Here is a 22,504-nt window from a genome sequence, read left to right on the forward strand (position 1 = left end):
CAAAGCCTTTATATAACAAAAGGTTTGGGCGTTATCTGGATGTTTTTCTCAATTTTGAATAGCTGAGGCGCTACAATTATTATGGGGCTTGGTTTTTGATTGTTTAAACTGATAGTTTAGCATAGTAACTCCGGAAGAACCCAATGTTGGCGATTAGGACACAAGAGGAATTACTGGGTCGTCATCCACCACCATAAACTTGCATTGACTGATTGCGTTTTTTGTGTGTTGCTTTCCCTTTTTTGACTATGGGGTAAGCTGTTCTTTTAGTACGCTTGTTTCCCCCTAGATTCTGTTGGGTTGACGCAAGGAAACCCAACCTACAACTGACGCAGCTACACCATCTATAGCGGTAATGGTGTGTTACGCTACGCTAACAAACCCTACTGGCTACCTTTCTATTTCCAGTGATAACTTAATCAGGGCGGGTTTTGTTGTTCATTTATTTCTGAATAGCTGAATTTAATCCCTAAACCCGCCCCGACAATTTGGCTAAATTTGCCCCTACAATTGGGGATAAATCCTTGGGAAACATCTCCCTTTATTCGGTCAATGTTTAGCCGGGAGTGGACGGTTCTCAAAGTTAGGATACTTGGCATCAACTTGAGCAGCTCTTTTAGCAATCCAGGTAAAGAAAAAATGAGCCAGTTTTAACTGCCTAAAAATCTGCTGCGGATCAGACAAATGAGTCGTCGGTAGCTGTTGTCCCATTTCTTTAAACACCAACCCTAGCGGCACATTGATTTCATCCTGAAGTTGCAGACAACGGGTAAAATAGGGACCGTAAGCCGACATCAATGAGCCAACTCCGCCCCGCGCTTGTCCCCACCCAATGTAATAGAGTCCCTTGTAATCCTCAATAAACGAGCTAGCATAACATTTAACCACAGCTCCGGCAACGCGCTGAAGTTCCTCCGGTAAGAAGGGGTAGGCAACATGATAGCCAGTAGCACAAACAATTAAATCAAATTCTTGCTCACTCCCATCGACAAACTCGACCTTTTTCCCCTGAAGCCGACTCACCCCAGGCTTGCCAATAATTAGACCATGTTTAATATAGTACGGCACTTCATTATTTAATGTGGGGTGTTTCTCAAAAATGCGATGGTTCGGTTGAGATAAACCATAGTCTTGATGAGTTCCAAAAGTCAGCCTAATAATGCCATAAGCCATCAGCCGTTGTAACCATTCTGGCATCCACCATCGCAGGAGATCAGCCGTTGGCACTCCCATAAACGTTTTGGGAATAAACCAAACGGATTCACGCATACTTAAGACACTCTTACAGCTTACCCGTGCAGCTTCGGCGGCAATATCACAGGCTGAATTTCCACCGCCAATTACTAGCACCCGTTTCCTGCGTAGTTGATCCGGTTTTTTGTAATCTTTAGAATGAATAATCTCCCCGTGAAATTCTCCCTCAAATTCCGGAAACCGTTTGCACCAGTGATGTCCGTTACACAGTAATACGCCTTTGTAAATCCGTTGTTCCCCATTGGCAAAGGTCACTTCCCAGAGGTTATTTTCAATGGGTCGAACATACTCAACAGTACGATTAAGTTCAATCGGCTCTCGTAACTGAAAATGATCGGCAAAACGATTCAGATAATCCCGGATATGTTGAGCGCTGGGGAAATCGGGATAATCATCGGGCATGGGAAAATGAGTAAATTGGGTAATGGTTCGGGATGAAATAATATGGGCAGTTTCATAAACCCCGTGATACCAATTGCCACCGATATCATCACTGCCATCCACCTGATCATAGACAATACCCTCTGCTTTCAGGGCTTGAGCCATACCCAATCCCACAAACCCTGCGCCGATAATCAACTGCTTGTGACTCGTATTAACCTGCTGTACTGTTGAGCGAGAACGACTAACTTGCACCACGGTTTAATCTCTTGGCAAACTCATTACTAATCCAGTCTAATAAGCCAGGAGTATATCGTTTGAAACGCTGGACATTTTGCGCGATCGCATCCGGGAATACGTGCAGTTGATCCCGCTGAATGCCTTGAATTGTCGCTGCCATCACCTTCGCGGGATCAGTTGCCCAGGATTCAGGCACACCTTGATGTCCCTCAGCGAGTGTGCCATACCGTTTTGCTTGCAGAATGGGGGTACGGCTAAAAAAGGGATAAACGGCTGTCACCTTAACATTGTAGTCCTTGACTTCATTGAACAGCCCTTCACTAAATCCTCGTAACCCATATTTACTGGCAGAATAATGGGTCAATCCTGCGAGTGCAAACCAACCCGCGACGGATGAAATATTCACAATATGCCCTTTTTGACGCGCAATCATATCCGCCACAAACAAGGAACTTAAACGCATTGGTGTGATTAAGTTCACCTGCATCAACCGTTCCCATTCCGGTGCTGGAACTTCGTCCATGCGACCAAATACGGCAATTCCAGCATTATTAATCAAAATGTCAATCGGGATATCCAGGGCTTTAACCTGATGATACAGCGCTTCACAGCCCTCGCCAGACGACAAATCAGCCTCGAAGCAAGCCAGTACCTCCCCCGTGGCGACTTGAAGCTGAATATCCGCCACCCGTTGCTCTAGGGCGGGTTTATCCAAATCCGTTAAAATTAATCGGCTACCCGCCATCAATAACTGTCGGGTTAATTCTTGTCCAAAACCACCGGCGGCACCGGTAATCAGGATAACGGCTGAGCGTAGCTGGGTCATCTGTTTATTCTAGTAGGTTTGTCTTATGTCATTTGTCTTATGTCATTTAGACAGGGCGGGTTTAGTGACATTAGGGTGGACAAAAAAATGATAGTAGTGAAACCCGCCCCTACACATAAAACTCTTTTCTAGTCATTGATCATTCACCTCCCTCATCTCCCTCATCTCCCCCCACCACAACAACTTATTCAGCAGCCCCTATTTTAGGAGAGCTAAGTGATTGTAGCAGTAGCAGTGACCAAGGTACATTAATATTAGGCACCAGCCAGGAGGACTTTCTCAGGGCGGGAAAGACAAGGGGAAGCACGAAACGCAGAGACCGTAACGATACAGGACGTTCCCCGTTTTTGTCTACCAATCCGTAGTGTTTAGCTAACTCCGCCACAATCTGCACCCGCCCAGTTCGTCGCATCACCCTGGAATCTGCGGCTAGGGCGGCAATAACCCGTCCGGTGAGTAAGGGTGTTTCCCAGTTGTACCTCTCTTTTATTGCTGAGTTTTTCGGGTCAACCGCTGCACTTTCATCCATATTGGCGGCAAACTGAGTAAACTTTTCTGTCCCCACAATTCCGGGCCAAATTGACAGGGATGCAATGTTCTGGGGTTTGAGTTCAATCGCCATATCTGCGGCTAGGCGATCGCACGCTGATTTACCTGCACCGTAGGGAGGACTAAAAATATAGGATAGACTACCCCAAGAGGAGATGGTACAGATAAGTCCTTGCTGATGGGGGGTCATCATCCGGGCGGCAAAAATACTGGCAACATAGTGGCTCCGCAGCCCCACATTATTGCAAGCATCCCACAAACTCGGTTCACTCTCCCAGAACGGCTTTCCCGCCGCGTCTGTTAAGGCTTGTACCCCGGCGTAAGCATTATTAACTAGCAGATCCAGTTGTCCCTGTTCATCCTGGATACGCTCAAACAGCAAACGCACTTGTTCATCGTCACTGTGATCCACTTGGATGGGAATGCAGACGCCACCGGCTTGCTCAACGGCTAATTGGGTTTCCTGGAGACTCCCGGATACACCATTATCAGAGGTTGAACGCTCTAGGGTACGTCCTGTCATATAGACTGTCGCCCCAGCTTCACCCAGCGCGATCGCAATTCCCTTACCTAGACCCCGCGTTGCCCCTGTGACTACTGTGATTTTACCTTCAAGATGTTTCATAATTGTTTTTTTTCAGTTTATCTTGGCAGCACTTCAAGTGATGACGACACCCAAGCCGTGATCAACCGTACCAGAATAGGAACAGTATGATACTGTTGGTTAACTAACTGAAGGATCTGACCCCTCCCCAAACCTCTCCCTAGCCCTCTCCTACAAGGAGAGGGAAGCAGACCCTCATTCTAGAAAATAAGTTCTTTAACATTTAGAATCATTATTATGCCCTACAGTAAATTTACGCTGAGTAAAGTTGTAGAAGAGTTTCAACTCACAATCATTGAAGGAGAGCGCTTTCTACCAGACGTTCCCCTAGTTCAGCCAAGCCCATTACTCCAAGATACGCTAAAAGAAACAATTCCTTGGGCAATCGCGGTGAGTAGTGAAAAAGCGCGTTCGGAAGGAATTATTAATCCAGTATTATTAGAAGTAAAACGACAACTAAAGGGACAAGTTAGCGTTTTTTCTGGCGAAGAGTTCACAGTGCAGCCAGAGGTTGATTTGACGGGCTATGTTGATTTTTTAATTAGTCGCTCTCCCGAACAATTATTTATTAAAGCCCCAGCGGTGATTTTGGTGGAAGCGAAGAAAGAAGACCTAAAACCTGCCCTGGGGCAATGTTTAGCCGAGATGGTAGCGGCTCAACGCTTTAATCAACAGAAGCAGCAGCCGATTTCGACGATTTACGGAACGGTGACGAGTGGTACAGTGTGGCGGTTTCTCAAACTAGAAGGGCAGTCGGTTGTCATCGATTTGACAGATTATCCACTACCGCCAGTTGAGCAAATTTTGGGATTTTTGGTTTGGATGGTGCAGAATGGTTGATAAGTGGGTGGACACAATTAAAGTTAACGGTTGAGATTAGGGAACACCTCGGACTTCGGCGTGAGCGCGGCAACTGAGCCTGTCGAAGTTCAGTCGAACGCTTCGCTCGGTGGGTCACAGGGAACAGTAAGGAACAGGGAACAGGGAACAGTAAGGGTTTGAGGGCAATTTATAAAACTTAATACAGTACCGTTTTCTTTTGTCCGACTACTTATTCCTATCACCCTAAAGGTTAGGACATTCTGGGCATCTGTTAAACCTGTAATCTGAGTAATATTTATTCCTTGATAAGGGGGTTGAGAAATCAACTCACCAATATTTACTCGACTAAACCTATATTGAAAGTTAATAATCGGATATGATCAAACCCGTTTGAACGGGTTTGAGCTTTTAGCGGGAACTTTAGTTCCCAGCTTCATTTTCAAGAAGACTTCAACGCCCAAGCCAGAAATCGCTCCGTGTAGTACAATGCCAACTGATTACTCACACCATTAAAAACCGCATCAAAGGCATGTTCAGCCCAGGGAATTTCTAACCAAACAGCACAATTCCCAGCCGCTTTTAATTGCTCGTAAAGTTGGCGTCCAAACTTTGCCTTAATGATATGATCTCGACCCGCGTAAACCAATAACGTAGGAGGCAGATCGGATTTAATATAACCAATAGGAGAAGCTTCCCGATAAAGTTCTGGTACTTCATCCGGCGTTCCGGCTAAAAAGGCGCGGAGAATCGCCCGAATGTTGAGCGGGTCAGGAAAGGGCAAGTCATGGTATCCTTCTTTTAAATCTACGGGTCCGTAGTAATTCACCACAGCCCGAATCGGAATTGTATTTAGATGATAAGCTGCAAGTGCTGCCAGTTGCGCCCCTGCCGATCGCCCCATAAGAGCAATTCGTTCCGTATCAATTTCCAACTCATGAGCATGGCTTTGGATATAGGATAAAGCTGCCTGTACATCCTCCAGTTGAGCCGGAAAGTGATATTGGGGAGCATGGCGGTAATCAATAGCGATCACAGAGTAGCCCTGATTTGCCATGTATCGGTTAAATGTCTCATTATTATCGGGAGTTCCAACTTGCCACGCCCCACCATAGATTGTAATAATCGCTGGATATTTACCAACAGTCAACGGTCGGTAAACATTAAGTTTAAGGTTGACCCCATCCGGCTGAGAAAATATAATCCCTCGGTCGATGCGAACCTCTGCGATCTGCTGAAAGCAGCAGCGCTTCGCTATCGCAATCCCCCGAAACGCATCGGCTAAACTAAAAGGCTGGGGACGCATGGGTGTCGGTGCATCCGGAGTAATTGTTGCCCAATCCTCTACACCCAGATCCCTCTGCATTTGAGCCGCCATTCGTGCATTCACTCTTGGAAATTGAATTAACGGCAAAAGGCTGAGAATTAAACCCAAGAGGCTACAGATTACGGCAAAATTGTCAAGCCCCCCTTCTTGTAAATTTAAGATAGCTAGTATTAGTGCGATCGCATTCACACCCAGCAACCAAGGACTCGCTTCTGGCGCAGCCACAGCTAGCGGTAGCATCCAAAACGTAGGCGCTGGGACAATCACCCAGAGACTAAGAAACAATCCGACTCCACTCAGGAACAAAGGAAAAAACAGCGAGAGTAGAACTATGCCTAACAAAATCAGTGCTGTTTTCCCTTTGATGCTTTGCCATGTGCTTTTGTCCCAGTTAGCTTGGAGCATGGAGTCAGAAATCGAGGATTACACTTTCATCCTACATCGGCTATATAAAACTAATACCATGCCGGACATAGAATACCGACTAATGTCAGAAAACGTTGACAAAATTATTGTCCTAGATTATCCTCGACAGATACAGAAGTTTTGACTTCATTTTTAACGCTCACTGAACGACTAAACTGACGCTCTAACTTAACCGATTTTCCTTGAAGTAATTCTCTAGCGCAATCACTGTCTACGGGTTTTGAGAATAAAAATCCTTGACCATAATGACATTGCAACGCCACTAAAGGCGAAACTTGTTCCAATAACTCAATTCCCTCAGCCACCACATCCATACTCATGGTTCGGGCGAGAGTGATAATCGCTTGAACAATTTCCGAGTTTTCACCTAACGCCCCAATCCGACTGATAAAGGAGCGATCGATTTTCAGCGTACTAATCGGAAAATGATGCAGGCGACTTAAGGAAGAATAACCCGTCCCAAAGTCGTCAATGCACAGGTGAATTTGCCGTTTCTTCAACTCCAAAAGTAAGTCTTTGACCAATTCGGGATTATCCATAACCACACTTTCGGTAATCTCCAACTTTAAACTACCAACCGCAATATTAGTTTCCTCCAGAATTTGGTCAATTTGCGCCAATAAATCCGGTTGGGTAAACTGTTTACAGGACAAATTTACATTCATCGTCAACGGTTGAGGACTGGGAAATTGCTGCTGCCAAATACTAAGTTGGCGACAAGCTTCCCGCAGTATCCACCAACCCATGGGAATAATTAATCCGGTTTCTTCGGCGATGGGGATGAACTCAGCCGGAAAGACTAACCCTCGCTGCGGATGTTGCCAACGTAATAACGCTTCAAAGCCGGTAATTTGATGGGTGAGTAGGGAGACGATCGGTTGATAATGAACCTGAAATTCTTGCCGTTCGATCGCACGCCGCATATCGGTTTCTAGCTGTAATCGATCCACCGTGGGACTCAACATCTGGTTATCAAAGATGGCATAGCCCGGTTTGCCTTGGGAACGGGCGCGATGCATGGCGGTATTGGCGTTACGGAGTATATCTTCAGGCGATAAAATCCTGCGATCGCGATTCGTATTTAGGGCAATGCCAATGCTGGTTGTCATGAACACGTCTCGCCCTTCCAGGTTAAACGGTAATGTCAAAGTTTGCTCAATCGCATCTGCCACTTGAATGGCATCACAAACGCCCTGAATCCCCTCTAGCAGGATAGCAAACTCATCCCCGCCCAAACGGGCAACGGTATCCGTGGGACGTAAGCAGTTTTGTAGGCGGTGTCCAAACTCTTGCAGTAATTGATCCCCCAAATGATTCCCCAAACTTTCGTTAACCACTTTGAAGCGATTGAGATTGAGTAACACCACGGCAAATCGATAGGATGGAGAATCCCGGTTCTCCCCTTGACTCGGTTGGGCGCGTCGTCCGGCTTGCTGCAAGCGATCCATGAATAAGGCGCGGTTCGCCAGTCCGGTGAGGCGATCATAAAAGGCATTAAACAATAATAGTTCTTCTGCCCGTTTGCGATCGGTAATATCTAAGGCATAAATACGAATGCACTCAATTTCAGGAACGTAATGTAGGACTTGTTCATAAACAATTTCCCCAATTTTTACCTCGCGTCTCAAGGAACTTTGCTGCTGCATCAACCGAATCATCGAGGGCATTTCTGCCAAAAATGGATGTTCAGCTTCACTCTCTAATAATTCCGGCAACAAGCGCATGGCTTCTGGGTTGAGATAACGCACCCGTCCGGCTAAATCAATTTCGACAATGGGATTGGGAGTCAATAGGGGAAATGAGGCTAAACGGGCTGTTTCTTGATGGGTGAGACAATGTTCGTTTTGATCCCGTCCGATGGCAAAAAAGAAGTCAAGTTCACCGCTTTTCTTAAAAACCTGTTGGCTACGCCATTCCACCCAGAGTTCTCTACCCTCTTTGGTCAGGACTCCGGTTTCATGTACAGTGGGCGATTGTAATTCTGATTTTTCATCAGTGGTTTTGATTAATTTGGCAAAGGGTTTGCGGTCAACGTCTCGAAGAAACGTGGTCACAAAATCTGTTCCCCTCACTTCATCCAGGGTATAACCCAACGTTTCCAGTAATCTGGGATTCATCATCCGGGTTTTTCCCTGGGGGTCAATGGCGACAAAAAAGCCACCGTGGGTTTCGACTAAATTTTGATTAAATTCCTCTTGCTGGTGCAATTGTTCGGTTAACTGTTGACGTTCCATCACCAACCCCAACTGCATCGCGATCGCACTCACCCATTCCATCCATTGGCGATCGCTGGGACGAGAGTGGCGATTAAAAAATGTTAACACAGCGAGTACCCGATCATCGAGGAGAATCGGGATAGCGCCTCCAGCTTGAAACCCTTGCGGCTGATCCGTGGCGCTAAGCAGAGTGAATTCGGCATCCGGATCAATCCTATCTGCCTTGGTTTGGTCAATCCATTCTGGTTGTTTTGATCTCCACACCCGTCCAGGTAAGCCGATATTGGGAGAAAATGTCAGTGTCTCTCGTATGTGTCGAAAGGATTGTAGTTGAGAGGGATCACCAGACCAGGCTTGGCTACAGGTTAAACTGTGAGAATTAGGCGTCGGCAGCCATGCTTCACCATAATCCCAATGGGTCACTTCACAGACACGATGCAGCACCAGATCCAATGCTGAGTGAAGATCTGGAACGTTGGCGATTGCCGGAATCAGAGATTGCAACAGACGGAATTGTTCGGACATGCACTAAAATCCTTTTATCATAGATGCTTTCACGGAGCGCGATCGCGATCGATATTGATATCGATGTGAATAATCGCACTTGTTTGATGCTCTACGATAGATGCAGCCCTTACATCCAGCCTTAGCCAGAAGATTTTTGGGCAATAAGTCGGTTGGGTCAGATCTAGAGTCTCTAAATGTCTGAGTCCTGACGGGGAAACGTTCTGTCTAGTTCCTCGCTGTCACTGACCTGGAACATCGCCGTTGTTTGGTCGTTGGCTCGGCGATCGCTCCCCATTTTGACTTAGCCCACCATTTGCTTATTTTCTATTGTTATGAATAATTCAGTATTTCTTTGTATGTTCAATCACTGGGTCAATTGATTTACATCACAATGACGATGTGATTTTTATAAAGTAAACCGCCTAAATTACCCTAAATTAACCCTCTCAGAAATTCTAAGTTTGATGAAGATAAACGGCGAGACTACTGCATTCAATGTTTAAGAAAGATTTATCCGATTACTTCAATTATACGGCTTAGGGGTGATGAAGTCTGGCGATTCAATCCCTAATTTCACGTTAAGGATCTCCCTATCCTATCCATATTGTTTACAGGTTCATCCTGGTAGGGCGACAGGACAAGGGTTTGAGGCTATTTTTACCATGACTTCAACGGTAGTGATATCACCATTGAACCTCTAGATAACTCGGCGTAGCGTTGCTGGCACATAGTTTGAAGCCGATCCCAGACCTGTTTTGTATACCGTTGGGCTTCTTGCTGAATCAATGACCAGAGAAGGTTTAGGGCTTCTCGGTTGGGACAGAAGCGGATCAAAGTACGGCACGCCGCGATCCATTGTGCGAGATTGCGATAACTGACAAAATAACCGCCCCGTCCTTGGATATGTACCCAAAGAACATTGTGCCATTTTTCCCAGTTGAGAATGCGCCAGGGATCAATGTTCAAGTATTTAGCGATTTGGTTGAGAGTGATGACAAAGGTTTGGGGATTAATACGGTGTCGGATTCGCATCATGGCTATTTTTGGGTTTTCGATGGGGTTTGATTTTTCCCCCTTCCCGAATTGAGAAGGAGGTTAGAGGTGAGATCTATTCATTAATCGATACGAAGGCGGCGGTAGAGAACACTCATCACTTCGCCAGGATTCTGGGTGGGTTGGGGCTTACTCCACTCGCTGACATGGGCGTAGCCGAGGCGATAGAAGGTGTGAATGGTTCGGGTGACGCCTTGGGGTGAACTGATAACGATCACTTTTAGAGGATGTCGGTTGTCTGGCGGGGGCGTAGATGGTAGAGGAGTTGTGGGATTGGGAGTTGGGGAGGAATCGCGGATGAAGTCTTGAGTCATAAAGATTTTCCTACTTAGTGGACAGTGATGTTCAAATTTAGGAACAAAATTATCATAGCAAATTAATTCACAATTAGGAACATTTACTTGGTTATGAACCTCTGACACCATAGAAGCTATGGGAAAGGCAGGTAAAGCTCTGAGGCAGGTGTTAGAAGCCTACGAAATCAGCCAAAATCAGTTGGCAGTGACAATGGGAATTGGTCGCTCAACGGTTCACTATTGGTTTAATGGGACTAGAGATCCCGCAGCTGAGGCAGTCTTGGAAATCAGGAAGGCACTGCGGAAGATTGATCCGGCGGCGGCGCAAGAGTTTATTCGGCTGTATTTGGATGAGTCAGATGAGGATGAATAGTAGTTTTGGGAATTAAGCGACGCTATCTTCTGTCATGGTAATAATGCAATTGTAGCCTTAATGGTCTACGTCTAGCTGCTCATAGCCTAATCTATTAAGGAGCCGTTGACTCAGTGGTTAGGGTTTGCCACAATTCAGAGTCATGGGACAAGCAGGCAAAGCCTTGAAAAAGGTGCTGGAAACGTATGAAATTAGTCAATATCGATTAGCGGCAGAATTAGGGATTGGACGCTCTAATGTATACCGTTGGTTGACACTCCCCCTTTTTCTAAAAGGGGGATTCTGCGGAACTCACATTCCACATATCCTGAGAAAACAGTTCTAATTGTCTTCCTAGGTTCCCAGGCACACGACGTTTACCCTTGCGGGTGTCGTGTTTTCTCCCTTTAGGCGTTGTTAATTCAACGCCCTTGCGTTTCAAACAGGGTTAGCTGTTTGGGTTTCCCACAGTCCGTGGGTACCTTTTTTGTTACTAACTTTAAGCCGTGTTCAACAACGGCTTTACGCTTGATATTTCGTGCAGCTTGCTTATCGGCATGATCAAAATGCCCACACTCAGTACAGATAAACCGCTCTCTGTCCCGGTTTGCTTTATCAATATAACCACAGGCGCTGCATTCTCTGGATGTATTCCGTGGGTTAACTTTGAGCAAAACCTTTCCCGACTTCGCAGCCGTGTACTGAATCTTGTTGATCAACTCTCCCCAGGAAGCATCTAGGATGGAGCGATTTAAACCCCGTTTAGCTGATTGACCATTAGCCAAGAAGCGTCCGGTTTTTTCGTCTGGCTTAGGTTTACACCGCCTAACCATTCCTTGAATGTTGAGATCTTCTACTACAACGGCATCGGCTTTTTTGACCAGTTTATTGGCAACCTGCCACTGGTAGGCATTTCTGCGCTTCCTGACTTTACTGTGTAGCTTGGCTACCTCAGCAGCTCGTTTCTTACGGTTAGCAGAGCCTTTCTTAGTCCGGCTGACACGCCGTTGGCGAATCGAGAGAGTCCGCTTAGTCTTCTGGTTAGTGGCAAACCTGGGGTTGGGAATATCACTCCCATCTGAGCAATGCACCAACTTGGTTAAACCCATGTCCAGCCCAACCGCCGTTTTTACTTCGGATGTTGGTCGAGGGGTAGCCATTGGGACTGACTTGTCCTCCAAGCGCACACTTATGAACCATCCATCAGTTCTGCGGCGAATCGTTACACTCCTAATAGCAAATCCATCAGGGATGGAGCGGGAATTGAAAAAGCGCATCCAACCGATTTTAGGCAGATAGACCTTGCTCCCTTTGAACTTAACCCGACCCGGCTTATACTCAAACGACCGGAAGTTACTGCGGTTTTTAAATGCCGGAAAACCTCGCCCATCAAAGAAATTTTTATAGGCAGTGTTTAACCGAGCAATATTGCGTTGCAATACGTCCGAGTCGATTGATTTATACCAAGGACGGGCAGTTTTAAGGTCTACCAGTGCGGCATCCTGAATTGTGCCAGCATTGCGTTTTTTGCCGCTATTTTGCCAGGGATTACCCGTCGCACCATTTTTAACGATGCAGCAGGTTAAAGGGTAAGCTTCGGCTTGAGTCTTTAAACTACAATAGGCTCCCTGGATAAACTGCTGATGATAGGTTTCAATTCGGTCAGCTAAACACCAGTTGTAGGTACTTCTGAGCATATCGAGCCAAGACTGCATCTTGGCAGACTGGCTGCCAGATGGACGCAGTTTGTAAACGTAGCTCAAAATCATAGTAGAGTCGTGTTAATATAGTTTTTATACTAACACATTTACCAGTTATTCGAGAGCTAACAACTAAAGTGTTTGAGACTGAATTGTCATCCCCACTCTTACCTGAATCCTGACTTCAATTATAGATAAGTACTTGGGGTCTGCTGAATAAGTTTGGGGGTGAGGGGAGGGAACAGGAAACAGGGAACAGGGAACAGTTTCAACCCCCTGTTGGGGGGAGATTCTGCTTAAGCATCCTCGAAAAATACCAGGATTTCCAGCTTATGGGTTTCAACACCTTGCACCTGATGCACCTTTAATCATCCCATAACGCTTTATTTGTAAGGGTTTCAGGCGTGTGCAGCAAGCCCGACTTGAGCAACGGTGCGTTAGCGAAGCGTAACGCACCCTACAATTTGGCTTGTTTATAATGGTGCAAGATGTGAGCTGAAATTGCTTAAAATATTTCTACTGTAAGCTTTAGGTTAGGGAAGTTTATCCCAAGCTATACTGCTAGTCACCCAATCTAAGGGGAGGTTATAAAAGCGAATTTGGTATCAACAAATAAGGTGGGCAATGCCCACCCTACAAATCAACCTTTCACGCAAACCACCTGCTTTAGCGTCGCCACCACCTCCACCAAATCTGCTTGATTATTCATCACTTCATCAATCGGTTTATAAGCGCCGGGAATCTCATCCAAAACCCCACCATCTTTGCGACATTCAACTCCTTGAGTCTGTGTCACCAAATCATCTAGGGAAAACTGTTTCTTTGCCTTTTTCCGAGACATTAAACGCCCTGCGCCATGGGAACAACTGCAATAACTTTCATGATTCCCTTTCCCCTTGACAATAAACGACTTTGCCCCCATCGAACCTGGTATAATCCCGTAATCTTCCTCACGCGCCCGTACTGCACCCTTGCGCGTGACGTACACATCTTCCCCAAAATGGACTTCTTTCTCGGCATAATTGTGATGGCAATTCACCTCTAACAATGGCTTGATTGGCTTACCTCCCGCCAAATATTTTTCCACAATTCGCTTAAAACGCGCCATCATTACATCGCGATTGTAACGGGCATAATTTTGCGCCCATTGTAAATCTCGCCAGTAGGCGGCAAATTCTGGAGTTCCAGCAATAAAGTAAGCTAAATCCGGATCAGGTAAGCGGTTTTCTGCCAGTTTCGCTAATTCCTTCGCGGTGCTAATGTGACATTGCGCCAAGCGATTGCCGATATTACGAGAACCGGAATGAAGCATTAACCATACGGAATTATCCGTATCGAGGCACAGTTCAATAAAGTGATTTCCACCACCCAGAGAACCCAACTGCTTCATCGCTTTTCCTTGCACATCCTGCACACCGCGATGTAAGTCTTTAAAATGCGTCCAGCCTTGCCAATTGCTGGCATCTTTTTCTACCTCTTTATTTTGGTTAAATCCCAGAGGAATGGCGGCTTCAATATCTAAGCGAATTTTCTTGAGTTTGCCCTCAAGTTGTTCTGCCACAAATGGGGTTTTAATCGCTGCCATTCCACAGCCAATATCGACTCCTACCGCCGCCGGAATTACGGCGTCTTTGGTGGCAAGAACAGACCCCACTAATGCCCCTTTGCCTAGGTGAACATCTGGCATCAACGCCACATGTTTAAACACAAAAGGTAAGGATGCCACGTTTTTTGCCATCTTGGTTTCCTCATGACCTAAATCATGATTCGCCCAGGATAAAACGGGCTTATCTGTGGACAGTTTCAGTTGTTCGTAAGGCATAAACCTGCGCCTCTAGCGCTAAATAAAACCAATATACTACAAGTATACTACAAAAGGATGCGATCGCGGGGATGAACTTATCGGGTGATGGCAACGTCAAGGCATCTGTCGTAACATCTGATACGCACTGCATTTTAACTCTTATGAAGCCTTCTCGACGTGTATCTGCCGGAAAATCTCTTGTTTGCTTCTCGTTTAGCCTGATTTCGCTATTATCCTTTGTCCCAGTATCCCGTAGCGTTTCCGATGGCACTCCCGATGATACTGTCACCTGTGAAATCTTGGTGGTTGGCGGTGGATTAGCGGGTGCGGCGACAGCCTATGAAGGGTTACTCGCGGGACGAACGGTTTGCTTGACGGAGATTACCGACTGGGTAGGAGGACAGATTTCGTCCCAGGGTACCTCTGCACTGGATGAACGCCCGACTCAGCGATCGCGCCTTTTCTATTCTCGCGGTTATTTGGAATTGCGGGAACGGATTAGACGCAAATATAGGGAACTGAATCCGGGGGATTGTTGGGTGAGTGAATCCTGTTTCATTCCCCGCGACGCCCACGATATCCTCTTGGATATGTTGCGGGATGCAGCCAAACGGGGGAAAGGGACACTGAAGTGGTTTCCCTCCACGGTAATTAAGGAACTCGACTATAATCCTACCGGGAACTTGATTAAAAGTGCGATCGCAATTCAACATCAACCAGCCTTGGATGCACTCCCCTTAAATACGTTTCCCCTTTCCCAAACCATTGAAGATTGGTATCAGTACACAGATTCCCCCCGCTTTGACAAAACGATTATCCGTTTCGTTCCTCCCAACCCATCACCGGGAAATGCCCCAGATTGGTACGTTGTGGAAGCCACAGAAACGGGAGAACTAATTGGCTTAGCGGATGTCCCTTACCGCTTAGGAATTGACCCCCGTTCTCATCTGGAACCCTCATCTTCCAGTGTCACCGGGAATCCTTATTGCACTCAGGGGTTTACCTACACCTTTGCGATGGAAGCCACCAAGGAATCTCAAGACCATGAAATGCCGCCCTTTTATCCCCAATATGAACCTTATTACAGTTATGAATTACCCCGATTAGCCGACTTTGACTTAGTGTTTACCTATCGGCGAATCTGGAGTCCTAAAAAAGGTGAACCGGAGAAATTTGGCGGAATTTCGTTTACCGCACCTACCGTTGGGGATATCTCGATGCAAAACTGGACTTGGGGGAATGATTATCGTCCGGGTACTGAGGTGGATAACTTAGTCTATACCCGTGACCAATTACAAGCGACGGGACAGTTAGCGCCGGGAGGCTGGATGGGTGGTTTGCGAACCGAGAGTTTACGCAAGGCGGAGGAACTCTCCCTGGGGTATTTCTATTGGTTAGTCGCAGGAACGACGGATTCCCAACTGGGTGATGGAGTGAAGGAACCCCATCCTAGTTACCGCTATTTATCGGGTAAGAAGTCTCCCATGGGAACGGTACATGGGTTATCTAAGTATCCTTATATGCGGGAAGGACGGCGAATTATCGGACGCCCTGCTTATGGGTATCCAGAGGGGTTTACAATTTGGGAAATTGATATGTCTCGCCGCAATTACCGGGAGGATTATTACCGTCAAACTTTATCCCCCAAAATGTATCGCCAATTATGGACAGCTTTAGCAGGACGAGAAGCGATTTCGGTGATTCAGGGTGAGGTATCACCGGATGAGGTAAATCGACGCACTCGTTCGACGATTTATCCCGATTCTATGGGAATTGGACATTACGCGATCGATTTTCACCCCTGCATGAGTTTCTCTCCCCCAGAAGCGCCAGGAAATACGGAACGAGAGGGGGAACGTCAAGGGGCGGGTCAAGCCTATCCGTTTCAAATTCCCCTGCGGGCGATGATTCCGCAAAAGATTGATAATCTGTTAGTGGCGGGGAAAAGTATTGCTACGAGTCATATTGCGGCGGCGGCGTATCGGGTGCATTCCTTTGAATGGTCAGTAGGTGCAGGGGCGGGAACGACGGCGGCGTTTGCGTTGGAGAAGGGGATTGCGCCGTTTGAATTGGTGGATGGACTTCCGCCCCATGATCCGCAGTTGCAGGTGTTGCGGCGGCGGTTAGAGGGGAATAATAATCCGACGGCGTTTCCGGATACGTCGATTTTTAATCAAGATTGGGAGGATTGGCGTTAAAGGAAACGTGCGATCGCGCTGTTTGTAGTAGCCTGTTTGTAGTAGCCACTTTAGTGGCTTTTTGTGCCTTTAGCCGACAGCCTGTAAACCCCTGTTGCTCAAGGTTAAGCGGGGTAGAGAGATGGTGTGCGATCGCGTCTTTGTGGTCTGTTGATGATGGTGGGACGCAAGCGTTGATGAATACCTTTTATACCACGTTAAATACTAACACCATCATCAAAGCCGAAGCCCTACGACAAGCACAAATTGCGTTAATTACCCAAGACTTCTCCGCGATTGGCGGAAAACGGGGATTGCAGCTTATCGCACCTGGAGGTTTACCCGCCAGTGTGACAACGAATCTGAATCATCTTGGGTTTCGCGATCGCGAAACCCAACCTACAAGAACTGAATTGTCACTAGGAACCAGCCCAATGCTTGAACCACGAAAACCGCAGCCTTTATATCGGGGTGCTAGTCATGGGCGACCCGACCCCATTGAGTGGACTGGAATTGTTTCTTTATGCAAGCGGGTCGCCCCTACAAGGGTTCCACTGGTCTTTCTTTCTGTGGTGTGATATCAAATTATTGACACGGAATAACTGTTTAAGAATTACTTTATTATAGTTTCGCTTATTCCCATTTTTAGTGCTGCCAAGTTAATCCGACTAATAGAGCCTGACCTGTTGCACCTGCATTGTACAATAACGGATAGGCTATACAATTTGGGATTTCTTGTTCACCTGTTCAGGGAGCAATCAATCATGTCATTGACGACTCCCACCGTTAAGCTCGTAGCCAAATTATTGAGTCCCAAGTCAATAGAAATTGCTTGTTTCTCGCTAACAGTTATCTGTTCATCGTTCAATTCGTAAACAAATGCAGCATCCAAAAACTTACCTTTTTGTTTTGGCAATATTCGGATTTCCTTGATTCGATACTCTCTAATATTATCAGGAATTGTGATGTAGATAGAGCCATTTTCTCTAGCATATTTGCGAGATGTTGGAATCTTAAACCTCCATTCATCTTTAGCAAAATTATGACGCTTTCTAATCGGAATAATCAAAGGGAAGAAACCATCTTTTGGCAAATATCTAGGCAAATTAATCTTTTCTTGATACACCCCTTCTTTTTTGATCGAGAGCAACTTAAAAAATGCCTTAAAGCATCTATCTACATATTTCAATGTCTGTTGACCACAATCGGTTGCCAAGAGTTGATAATTTTCATTCTCTTTACAAAAATGATAGTTAGATTCATAGCTCAAGTATTTTCCTTCTTGAAAGAAATATTGACGAATCATATACAATCCAACATTAAACAAGTTTTTGGACAAATGACACAGATTTGCCAATATCTCTTTTTGAGATTTGCTGAGCTTGAGTCTAACTGTTTGAGTCAACCACATAATCGGGTTCCGCTATATGCCCGTTACTTTAGCGGATTCGCTTCGCTCAGTCAAGTGTTGGTCGGTAATTCCTCTCCCGTTAAGGGTTCGGGGGTACTTGCCTACGGCTGCGATGCGTCCCCCTTACCTATAACGGGAGTCCCCTTACCGACATTTCAAGATGGCTTTCCCGACAGACAACAACGATCACTTGCCCAGGCTAGAGCAAGCAGAAATCGAACAGTATCTTGCCAGTGGCATATTTCATGGCATTGGCAAGAAGACAGCCGCTTTGCTAGCGGCATATTTTGGCTCGGATACCCTTGAGGTTCTGGAGTTCTCACCCCAACGACTCAAACTAATTCCTGGGTTATCCCAATATCGGATTGATGCCATCCTCTCAGCTTGGGAGAAAAGCAAGAGCAACCCAGTCCGAGGGACTCAAGCTTGGTTGCTGGGGATGGGAATATCTTTGGGGTTAACCCTAAAACTGACGGACTACTATGATCAGCGTACAGCCTCTGTCCTCAACACCAACCCTTATCAGATTATTGATCATCTTGACGGCATTGGATTTAAGATAGCTGACAGTTTAGCGCTAAAGTTGGGGATGCCTCCTGATAGTCCTCTGCGCTATGAGCAAGGGATCATTCAAACTTTACAAGATGCCAGAAATCAGGGGCATTGTTTCCTCCCCAGCTCCGAACTTATCGAAGCAGCCCTAGGGTTATTGAGTTGTCCCGGACATACACCAAATTCCCAGTTACTTAATCAGGTATTAGAGAATGCGCTCACCAAAAAAATTGTAGTGGAGGGACGGTTATCAGAGTCGCTCTATTTAAAACCAATTTATCGGGCGGAGGTTAATGTTGCCCAATTGATTCTGTATTTTTCCTCTCGCAAGAAACTGCCTATCGAGCGGTTAGAGTATTGGTTACAAGAACGAGACGCAGAAGCATGGCGGGAGTCTGGGGTGCTTGATCTAGAACAGCGACAGGCACTGTTAAAGTCTTATGCCCAACCAATTAGCATTATTACGGGGGGGGCTGGGCGAGGGAAAACGCATATTTTGAAGTATTTGATCGATTGGCTAACGGAGTGTAGATTCAATGTAGCTTTAGCGGCACCTACCGGCAAGGCGGCGACAAGAATGAAGAACGCCACCGGGTTAGATGCTCAAACAATTCATCGTCTACTTCAGTGGCGAGGGTATGGTCAAAAGTTTGAGTTTAATCAGGATAACCCCTTGCCGATTGACTGGTTAATTATCGACGAATTTAGTATGGTCGATATTTTCCTGTTTAATTCTCTCTTAAAAGCCTTAGAACCCCATACGAGAATCGTGTTGGTTGGGGATCATAATCAGCTCCCTAGTGTAGGCGCGGGAATGGTGCTGCGCGACTTACTGATATCTGAAGTTGTACCCTGTTCTCGCCTGAAAAAGATTTACCGCCAACGGCAAGAAAGTCCGATTATCTATGCAGCAGAAGATGTCATTCGTGGCGTGGTTCCTGATTTGGAAAAGTTTTACTCGCCTCAACAATGGCAACAGGTTTCTGATTGTGCCATACTCTGTCGCCACACCCCTGAAGAAATTGCCGATACCATTGTTGAGCTAGTGGCACAGATGCAGCGTGATCAGGTTGACTTAAAAAATCAGGTGATGGTTCTTGCTCCTCAAAAGAAAGGGGTAGTTGGAGTTCACGCTTTAAATCAACGATTGCAGCCTCTGTTTAACCCGAAACAACCAGAACAGCCAGAAGTCAAAACTGGAGACGTGGTGTATCGAGTTGGCGATCGCGTGATTCAATTGAAGAATAGATATGATACAATCCCGGCGGTGATGAATGGCGAGGGGGGTTGGGTGATTGAGGTTGATACCAAGTCCAAGCCAGAACGGGTTAAGGTTGCATTTGAAGGCGGCGCGGTTGTTGATTATGTACCCGGCATTTTTGAGCAGATTATGCATTCGTTTTGCCTAACTTGCCATAAGGCTCAAGGTAGTGAATTCCAGTATGTGATTATGCCTCTGTCACCTTCAAACCACCGGATGCTTTCTCGTCAGCTTCTCTACACTACAATGACTCGTACCAGCTACGGTGGATTTATCGCGGTGGGTAGACCAGGAACGTTAAGGTATGCTGTTAGTATTGATAGACCAATGCGTCGATATACTCAGTTGCCTTTACTCCTATCTGAATCTGATCAAAGCTTAATGGATGCACTGAATCAGGTGAGAACTACCCAGTCTCCAGCATCGCCAAATCAACGATTTGTTAGCGTGGCGATGCGACTCCGTGAACTCAACATTGATGCTACCAAAGGGCAAAAGACTTCGATTGGATCGTTGGCGCTCCAGCTTTATCAATCTCGCTATAATCGCCGCCCCTCCAAGCGTCCAGAAGTGATAGAACCTGGACAAAAGTTTAAAACCTATCATTATGAAAATGAAGCGATTGAACTGCTGGATTTGGCAATTAGGACTATTATGGAAGGCGATCGTCATTAACTGTAGTTGCACCATTGAGTTGTTGACATGGGTAGCGAGCAAGATGCAAAGCCTGCGGCATGGCTTCGCTTAACGCATTACAACGATTTTGCAGTTGTTGACATTAAGGTTTTAAATTGAAAAACCCAGTTTTAGACCAAGGACAACATGAACAACGAGCAGGATCATGATTGTACTACCCAAATAAGCATGAGCAGTACGAAACGATTCCTTCTTTTCACCCCCAAAACCAAACGTCATCACCGCGTTAATTCCTAACAAAATGACGGCAGAAGAACCTGTCCAAAAATGCGGACTTTCAAAGATAGGTTTATGCTACATCACCAGGGAAAGAACGCCTCCGGTATATCCCAACGCAATAAACAGGTACATTAACGGTGCAAGCTGACGGTGAGATGCACGACTTTTCGCCGCCACTTCCCCATCCTTCGTCAACCGACTACGCCATCCCATATACGCGACAAAACTACCGAGAACAAATATCACGATTCCCATCATGACAGGATGTCCCCAGTGAACAATCGGTTCAGGAACGCCTAACGTGCGAAACCACGCCGCGATAGGTTCTAGGACTTGACTCAGTTGTTCTCCCATCGGTTTAAATTCATCTTTCGTTACATCTATCTATTTTGACACGTTTTGTGCTTTAAGCAAGTTAAATGATTGGCATAAAACCTGGGACAAAGGACAAATGACAAAGGACAAATGACAAATCACTAATCAGATAATCAGCCAAACCGCCAATCCCCAGAAGGGAACATATCGCAGCCAGCGCCCTTTTTTATTAGAGGGAATGATGGCGGTTAACAGTACACCCTGGAAAATGGAAAACAGCACCAAATCAACACAAAATGCGATAGTTACACGGTTACTCATTAGCAGTTCTCTAAAATAGTGCGCCCTCTGTGCTAAATCTCCAAACTCCGGTCTTCCCACAAAACCCCATACAATAGCTAGAGTACCCACAATCAGCCCTATCCATCCGAAAAGACGAGCTAACCAGCCTTGTTCAGGTTCATCCTTTTCTTGAGGAGGGGGAACGGTATAACGCAGCGCCATATAAGGCGTAAGAATAACATTCGTCAGGAACATTGCTACACTCCACATTAAAACCTTAGGTAAATGGCGTCCCCTTTTATCCATTAACAGTAAGGGTAGGAACATAAATATCCAGGCTTCGGCAAAGTTGAAAAGTGCTTCTAGGGTAGGGTGAACCGTCGGGGATTCTATGACATGAATACCCACCCCATTGAGAATCGGTAAGATCAAGAAGAAATTGAGCGACTCATCCAGAATTTCCTGTAAGGTTTCGGGTTGAATTGCCCAAATTGGTTCTCCAGGAACAAGCTGATTGGGTGGAGAAAGCAAGAGGACATAAGTATAGAGTATAGCCACCAGTGCCAACGCGATCGCAACCCATGGCTGAGGTTGTTCTGATTTAGCCGTAGCACTGGTTTCTGGCTGGCGTTTAAGTAATCGTCGTACCAGAGGAGTAACCAACCGAATAATCCAGAATGCAACTTTACCGGGTTTAATTGGCGGTTCAACCACATCACGGGCGAAAATTAACTTACCCGTGGTTTCAGACAAGCGATAAAAGCTAACTCCTCGTCCATTGGGAAAGGGAATACCATCCAGTTCAACATGCCAAAGGACACCCGTGGAAGATGAATCTGCGGTTGTAATATCATCAATAATAAAGAGTAAGTCATCGGGTACACCTCGAAAGGATTCTTCAAAAAGCTGCTGAACGGCGGCTTTCCCGCGAAAGGGTTGGGGAAAGTTAAGATCCTCATAGACGCACTCATCATCGATGCAGTCTATAGCGGCGGAAATATCCCTGCGGTTGATTGCTTGATACAGGGATTTAATCATCAAGTGAGCAGGTTTTGTCATGTTGGCAGTTTGTGACTCTCATTAAGAATGTATCGTGAATGAGAGCGCAGGTTATGATGGGTAGACCGGGTTAAGCTGTTCGGCATTTAAACCTTCTTAATGTCAATAATGGCAAAATTGTTGTAATGCGTTAAGCGAAGCCATGCCGCAGGCTTTGCATCTTGCTCGCTACTAATAC

Annotated in this window: 17 protein-coding genes and 1 pseudogene; 6 read left to right on the forward strand and 12 right to left on the reverse strand. The window is 46.1% G+C overall.

Features of this window, described 5'->3' with window-relative positions:
- Positions 1-549 precede the first annotated feature (549 nt).
- The 3 genes from RIG27_RS06045 to RIG27_RS06055 form a co-directional block, all read right to left on the reverse strand.
- Positions 550-1,893 (reverse strand): flavin-containing monooxygenase, encoded by a 1,344-nt coding sequence (locus RIG27_RS06045; RefSeq protein ID WP_446343354.1) that lies wholly within the window; start codon positions 1,891-1,893, stop codon positions 550-552.
- A complete protein-coding gene (locus tag RIG27_RS06050) occupies positions 1,880-2,701 on the reverse strand; it encodes an SDR family NAD(P)-dependent oxidoreductase (RefSeq protein WP_446343356.1) in 822 nt (273 codons plus the stop codon). The genes RIG27_RS06045 and RIG27_RS06050 overlap by 14 nt, the downstream gene beginning before the upstream one ends.
- Positions 2,702-2,885: 184 nt before the next feature.
- Positions 2,886-3,875 (reverse strand): SDR family NAD(P)-dependent oxidoreductase, encoded by a 990-nt coding sequence (locus RIG27_RS06055; RefSeq protein ID WP_446343358.1) that lies wholly within the window; start codon positions 3,873-3,875, stop codon positions 2,886-2,888.
- 216 nt (positions 3,876-4,091) lie between these two features.
- Here RIG27_RS06055 and RIG27_RS06060 point away from each other — a divergent pair, with 216 nt between their 5' ends.
- On the forward strand, positions 4,092-4,694 hold the full coding sequence (locus tag RIG27_RS06060; RefSeq protein WP_446343360.1) for a hypothetical protein: 603 nt from the start codon (positions 4,092-4,094) through the stop codon (positions 4,692-4,694).
- A gap of 421 nt (positions 4,695-5,115) precedes the next feature.
- Here RIG27_RS06060 and RIG27_RS06065 read toward each other — a convergent pair whose 3' ends face one another.
- The 4 genes from RIG27_RS06065 to RIG27_RS06080 all read right to left on the reverse strand — a co-directional run bounded on the left by RIG27_RS06065 (position 5,116) and on the right by RIG27_RS06080 (position 10,516).
- Positions 5,116-6,405, reverse strand: a complete 1,290-nt coding sequence (locus RIG27_RS06065; RefSeq protein ID WP_446343362.1) for an alpha/beta hydrolase fold domain-containing protein — start codon at positions 6,403-6,405, stop codon at positions 5,116-5,118.
- Positions 6,406-6,509: 104 nt separating this feature from the next.
- A complete protein-coding gene (locus RIG27_RS06070; protein WP_446343364.1) occupies positions 6,510-9,167 on the reverse strand; it encodes an EAL domain-containing protein in 2,658 nt (885 codons plus the stop codon).
- A 639-nt stretch (positions 9,168-9,806) separates the two neighbouring features.
- On the reverse strand, positions 9,807-10,184 hold the full coding sequence (locus tag RIG27_RS06075) for a hypothetical protein (RefSeq protein ID WP_446343366.1): 378 nt from the start codon (positions 10,182-10,184) through the stop codon (positions 9,807-9,809).
- 80 nt (positions 10,185-10,264) lie between these two features.
- Complete coding sequence (locus tag RIG27_RS06080) at positions 10,265-10,516, reverse strand: hypothetical protein (protein ID WP_446343368.1); 252 nt, start codon at positions 10,514-10,516, stop codon at positions 10,265-10,267.
- Between the two features lie 118 nt (positions 10,517-10,634).
- On the opposite strand from RIG27_RS06080, the gene RIG27_RS06085 reads away from it, so the two are divergent.
- Both RIG27_RS06085 and RIG27_RS06090 read left to right on the forward strand, forming a co-directional pair.
- Positions 10,635-10,871, forward strand: coding sequence for a helix-turn-helix domain-containing protein (locus RIG27_RS06085; protein ID WP_446342570.1), 237 nt, complete (start codon positions 10,635-10,637; stop codon positions 10,869-10,871).
- Positions 10,872-10,995: 124 nt separating this feature from the next.
- Positions 10,996-11,196, forward strand: coding sequence for a hypothetical protein (locus RIG27_RS06090; RefSeq protein WP_446343370.1), 201 nt, complete (start codon positions 10,996-10,998; stop codon positions 11,194-11,196).
- A 76-nt stretch (positions 11,197-11,272) separates the two neighbouring features.
- On the opposite strand, the gene RIG27_RS06095 is transcribed toward RIG27_RS06090, so the two are convergent.
- Complete coding sequence (locus RIG27_RS06095; protein WP_446343372.1) at positions 11,273-12,619, reverse strand: RNA-guided endonuclease InsQ/TnpB family protein; 1,347 nt, start codon at positions 12,617-12,619, stop codon at positions 11,273-11,275.
- A 571-nt stretch (positions 12,620-13,190) separates the two neighbouring features.
- Complete coding sequence (locus tag RIG27_RS06100; protein WP_446343374.1) at positions 13,191-14,372, reverse strand: RtcB family protein; 1,182 nt, start codon at positions 14,370-14,372, stop codon at positions 13,191-13,193.
- A 143-nt stretch (positions 14,373-14,515) separates the two neighbouring features.
- Between RIG27_RS06100 and RIG27_RS06105 the strand changes: the two genes are divergently transcribed.
- A complete protein-coding gene (locus RIG27_RS06105) occupies positions 14,516-16,552 on the forward strand; it encodes an FAD-dependent oxidoreductase (protein ID WP_446343376.1) in 2,037 nt (678 codons plus the stop codon).
- Positions 16,543-17,109 carry a CHAT domain-containing protein gene (locus tag RIG27_RS06110; RefSeq protein WP_446343378.1) on the forward strand — a complete coding sequence of 189 codons (567 nt, stop codon included), beginning with the start codon at positions 16,543-16,545 and terminating at the stop codon, positions 17,107-17,109. The genes RIG27_RS06105 and RIG27_RS06110 overlap by 10 nt, the downstream gene beginning before the upstream one ends.
- Before the next feature lie 161 nt (positions 17,110-17,270).
- Here the strand turns inward: RIG27_RS06110 and RIG27_RS06115 are convergent, their stop codons facing one another.
- The gene (locus tag RIG27_RS06115) at positions 17,271-17,936 is read right to left on the reverse strand and encodes an RNA-guided endonuclease InsQ/TnpB family protein (RefSeq protein WP_446343380.1); all 666 of its coding nucleotides are present in this window, start codon (positions 17,934-17,936) and stop codon (positions 17,271-17,273) included.
- A 166-nt stretch (positions 17,937-18,102) separates the two neighbouring features.
- Here RIG27_RS06115 and recD2 point away from each other — a divergent pair, with 166 nt between their 5' ends.
- Positions 18,103-20,430 carry an SF1B family DNA helicase RecD2 gene (gene recD2, locus RIG27_RS06120; protein ID WP_446343382.1) on the forward strand — a complete coding sequence of 776 codons (2,328 nt, stop codon included), beginning with the start codon at positions 18,103-18,105 and terminating at the stop codon, positions 20,428-20,430.
- A gap of 111 nt (positions 20,431-20,541) precedes the next feature.
- On the opposite strand, the pseudogene RIG27_RS06125 reads toward recD2, so the two are convergent.
- Both RIG27_RS06125 and RIG27_RS06130 read right to left on the reverse strand, forming a co-directional pair.
- Positions 20,542-21,024, reverse strand: a pseudogene (locus RIG27_RS06125) (DUF4079 domain-containing protein).
- A gap of 126 nt (positions 21,025-21,150) precedes the next feature.
- Complete coding sequence (locus RIG27_RS06130) at positions 21,151-22,326, reverse strand: nuclear transport factor 2 family protein (protein ID WP_446343384.1); 1,176 nt, start codon at positions 22,324-22,326, stop codon at positions 21,151-21,153.
- Positions 22,327-22,504: the final 178 nt, after the last annotated feature.

The sequence above is a fragment of the Coleofasciculus sp. F4-SAH-05 genome, assembly GCF_040222985.1.
Classification (GTDB): Bacteria; Cyanobacteriota; Cyanobacteriia; order Cyanobacteriales; family Coleofasciculaceae; genus Coleofasciculus; species Coleofasciculus chthonoplastes.